Source organism: Stenotrophomonas sp. P5_A8, from assembly GCF_056400545.1.
This window is the reverse complement of record NZ_JBFULB010000334.1, coordinates 1-4,173: the sequence shown is the minus strand read 5'-3', so window position 1 is coordinate 4,173 and position 4,173 is coordinate 1. Positions and strand designations below refer to the sequence as shown.

Sequence of the window (4,173 nt, the reverse complement as noted above, 5' to 3'; positions counted from 1 at the left end):
GTTGGTCGGCTGCGGTAGAGCCGACCGTTGGTCGGCTGACCTTTCCGGCCCCAGGCCGGCGAGTTGGCAGTTGGAAGTAGCAAAAGAAGGCGTGCTGGTGCCGGCAATACCAGCGACTTCCAACTGACAATTTTCATGTTCCCTTCGGGCCGCGCCTGTACGGCGGCCCGCACAGCCAAGGTGAGACCCCATGACGTCATATTCGTTCACCGAAAAGAAGCGTATCCGCAAGGATTTCGGCAAGCAGCGCTCGATCCTCGAAGTGCCTTTCCTGCTCGCCATCCAGGTGGATTCCTATCGGGAGTTCCTGCAGGAAAACATCGATCCGGCCAAGCGCCGTGATCTGGGCCTGCACGCCGCCCTGAAGTCGGTCTTCCCGATCGCCAGCTACAGCGGCAACGCTGCGCTGGAATACGTGGGTTACAAGCTTGGCGAACCGGTGTTCGACGAGCGCGAGTGCCGCCAGCGCGGCATGAGCTACGGCGCGCCGCTGCGCGTGACCGTGCGCCTGGTGATCTACGACCGCGAGTCGTCGACCAAGGCCATCAAGTACGTGAAGGAGCAGGAGGTCTACCTCGGCGAAATCCCGCTGATGACCGACAACGGCACCTTCATCGTCAACGGTACCGAGCGCGTCATCGTGTCGCAGCTGCACCGTTCGCCGGGCGTGTTCTTCGACCACGACCGTGGCAAGACCCACAGCTCGGGCAAGCTGCTGTACAGCGCCCGCATCATCCCGTACCGCGGCTCCTGGCTGGACTTCGAGTTCGACCCGAAGGACGCGCTGTTCACCCGTATCGATCGTCGCCGCAAGCTGCCGGTGTCGATCCTGCTGCGTGCGCTGGGCTACAGCAATGAAGAAATGCTGGCCGAGTTCTTCGAGATCAACACCTTCCACATCAACCCCGATGAAGGTGTGCAGCTCGAACTGGTGGCCGAGCGTCTGCGCGGCGAGACCCTGAACTTCGACCTGGCCGACGGCGACAAGGTCATCGTCGAAGCCGGCAAGCGCATCACCGCGCGCCACGTCAAGCAGCTGGAAGCCTCCGGCATCGCCGCCCTGGCCGTGCCGGACGATTACATCGTCGGCCGCATCCTGTCGCACGACGTGGTGGACGCCAATACCGGTGAGCTGCTGGCCCAGGCCAACGACGAAATCACCGACGATCAGCTGCAGGCCTTCCGCAAGGCCGGCGTCGATGCCGTGGGCACCCTGTGGGTGAACGACCTGGATCGTGGCCCGTACCTGTCCAACACCCTGCGCATCGATCCGACCAAGACCCAGCTGGAAGCCCTGGTCGAGATCTACCGCATGATGCGTCCGGGCGAGCCGCCGACCAAGGATGCCGCGCAGAACCTGTTCCACAACCTGTTCTTCACCTTCGAGCGCTACGACCTGTCCACGGTCGGCCGCATGAAGTTCAACCGTCGTGTCGGCCGCAAGGCTGTCACCGGCGAAGCGGTGCTGTACGACCGCAAGTACTTCGGTGAGCGCAACGACGAAGAGTCCAAGCGCCTGGTCGCCGAGCATGCCGATACCTCCGACATCCTGGAAGTGATCAAGGTCCTGACCGAGATCCGCAATGGTCGCGGCGTGGTCGATGACATCGATCACCTGGGCAACCGTCGCGTGCGTTCGGTCGGTGAAATGGCCGAGAACGTGTTCCGCGTGGGCCTGGTCCGCGTCGAGCGCGCGGTCAAGGAGCGCCTGTCGATGGCCGAATCCGAAGGCCTGACCCCGCAGGAGCTGATCAACGCCAAGCCGGTCGCCGCTGCCATCAAGGAGTTCTTCGGCTCCTCGCAGCTGTCCCAGTTCATGGATCAGAACAACCCGCTGTCGGAAGTCACCCACAAGCGTCGCGTCTCGGCCCTGGGCCCGGGCGGTCTGACCCGTGAGCGCGCCGGCTTCGAAGTGCGCGACGTCCATCCGACCCATTACGGCCGCGTCTGCACCATCGAAACCCCGGAAGGCCCGAACATCGGCCTGATCAACTCGCTGGCCGTGTACGCCCGCACCAACCAGTACGGTTTCCTCGAGACCCCGTACCGCAAGGTCGCCGACGGCAAGGTCTCCGACGACATCGAGTTCCTGTCGGCGATCGAAGAAAACGAATACGTCATCGCCCAGGCCAACGCCCTGACCGATGCCAACAGCATGCTCACCGAGCAGTTCGTGCCGTGCCGCTTCCAGGGCGAGTCGCTGCTCAAGCCGCCGGCGGAAGTCCACTTCATGGACGTCTCGCCGATGCAGACCGTGTCCATTGCAGCGGCGCTGGTTCCGTTCCTGGAACACGATGACGCAAACCGTGCACTGATGGGCGCCAACATGCAGCGCCAGGCCGTGCCGACCCTGCGTGCGCAGAAGCCGCTGGTGGGTACCGGTATCGAACGCGCCGTGGCCCGTGACTCGGGTGTGACCGTGAACGCCCGTCGTGGCGGTGAGATCGTGCAGATCGACGCCGGCCGCATCGTGGTCAAGGTCAACGAAGTGGAGATCACCGACGCGACCGACGCCGGCGTGGATATCTACAACCTGATCAAGTACACCCGTTCCAACCAGAACACCTGCATCAACCAGCGTCCGCTGGTGGAAGTGGGCAACGTGGTGGCGCGTGGCGACGTGCTGGCTGACGGTCCGTCCACCGACATCGGCGAACTGGCCCTGGGCCAGAACATGCTGATCGCCTTCATGCCGTGGAACGGCTACAACTTCGAAGACTCCATCCTGCTTTCCGAGCGCGTGGTGGAAGAGGATCGTTACACCACGATCCACATCGAAGAGCTGACCTGCGTCGCGCGTGACACCAAGCTGGGGCCGGAGGAAATTTCCGCCGACATCCCGAACGTGTCCGAGCAGGCGCTGAACCGCCTGGACGAGTCGGGCGTGGTGTACATCGGTGCCGAAGTGCGCGCCGGCGACATCATGGTCGGCAAGGTCACCCCGAAGGGCGAAAGCCAGCTGACCCCGGAAGAGAAGCTGCTGCGCGCCATCTTCGGCGAGAAGGCTTCGGACGTGAAGGACAGCTCGCTGCGCGTGCCGCCGGGCATGGACGGCACCGTCATCGACGTGCAGGTCTTCACCCGCGACGGTATCGAGAAGGACAAGCGTGCCCGTCAGATCGAAGAATCTGAAATCAAGCGCGTCAAGAAGGACTTCGACGACCAGTTCCGCATCCTGGAAGGCGCCATCTACGCCCGTCTGCGTTCGCAGATCGTGGGCAAGGTGGTCAACGGCGGTGCCAACCTGAAGAAGGGCGACACCGTTACCGACGCCTACCTGGACGGCCTGAAGAAGGCCGACTGGTTCGTGCTGCGCATGAAGGATGACGACGCCTCCGAAGCCATCGAACGCGCCCAGAAGCAGATCCAGGCGCACGAGAAGGAATTCGAGCGTCGCTTCGCCGACAAGCGCGGCAAGATCACCGCGGGCGACGACCTGGCGCCGGGCGTGCTGAAGATGGTCAAGGTGTTCCTGGCCGTGAAGCGTCGTATCCAGCCGGGCGACAAGATGGCAGGCCGCCACGGCAACAAGGGTGTGGTCTCCAACGTGGTGCCGGTCGAGGACATGCCGTACATGGCCTCGGGCGAGACCGTGGACATCGTGCTGAACCCGCTGGGCGTGCCGTCGCGTATGAACATCGGCCAGATCCTGGAAGTGCATCTGGGCTGGGCCGCCAAGGGCCTGGGTCGCAAGATCCAGGGCATGCTGGAAGCCCAGGCCGCGATCAGCGACCTGCGCAAGTTCCTGGACGATGTCTACAACCATGACAAGACCCAGCACGCCAACCATGTCGACCTGACCCAGTTCAGCGACGAGGAGCTGCTGCGCCTGGCCGACAACCTGACCGACGGCGTGCCGATGGCCACCCCGGTGTTCGACGGTGCCACCGAAGCCGAGATCAAGCACATGCTTGCCCTGGCCGACCTGCCGTTGAGCGGCCAGACCCAGCTGTATGACGGCCGCACCGGTGAGGCATTCGATCGCCACACCACCGTGGGCTACATGCACTACCTGAAGCTGAACCACCTGGTCGACGACAAGATGCACGCCCGTTCGACCGGCCCGTACTCGCTCGTTACCCAGCAGCCGCTGGGCGGCAAGGCRCAGTTCGGCGGCCAGCGCTTCGGTGAAATGGAAGTCTGGGCGCTGGAAGCCTACGGCGCGGCCTACAC

1 protein-coding gene is annotated in these 4,173 nt (G+C 63.8%); it reads left to right on the top strand.

Annotated features, from left to right (window positions below; all coding sequences use genetic code 11):
* Window positions 1-190: 190 nt before the first annotated feature.
* On the top strand, window positions 191-4,173 hold a 3,983-nt coding region (gene rpoB / locus AC1DQP_RS17485; RefSeq protein ID WP_478052096.1), incomplete at its 3' end, for a DNA-directed RNA polymerase subunit beta.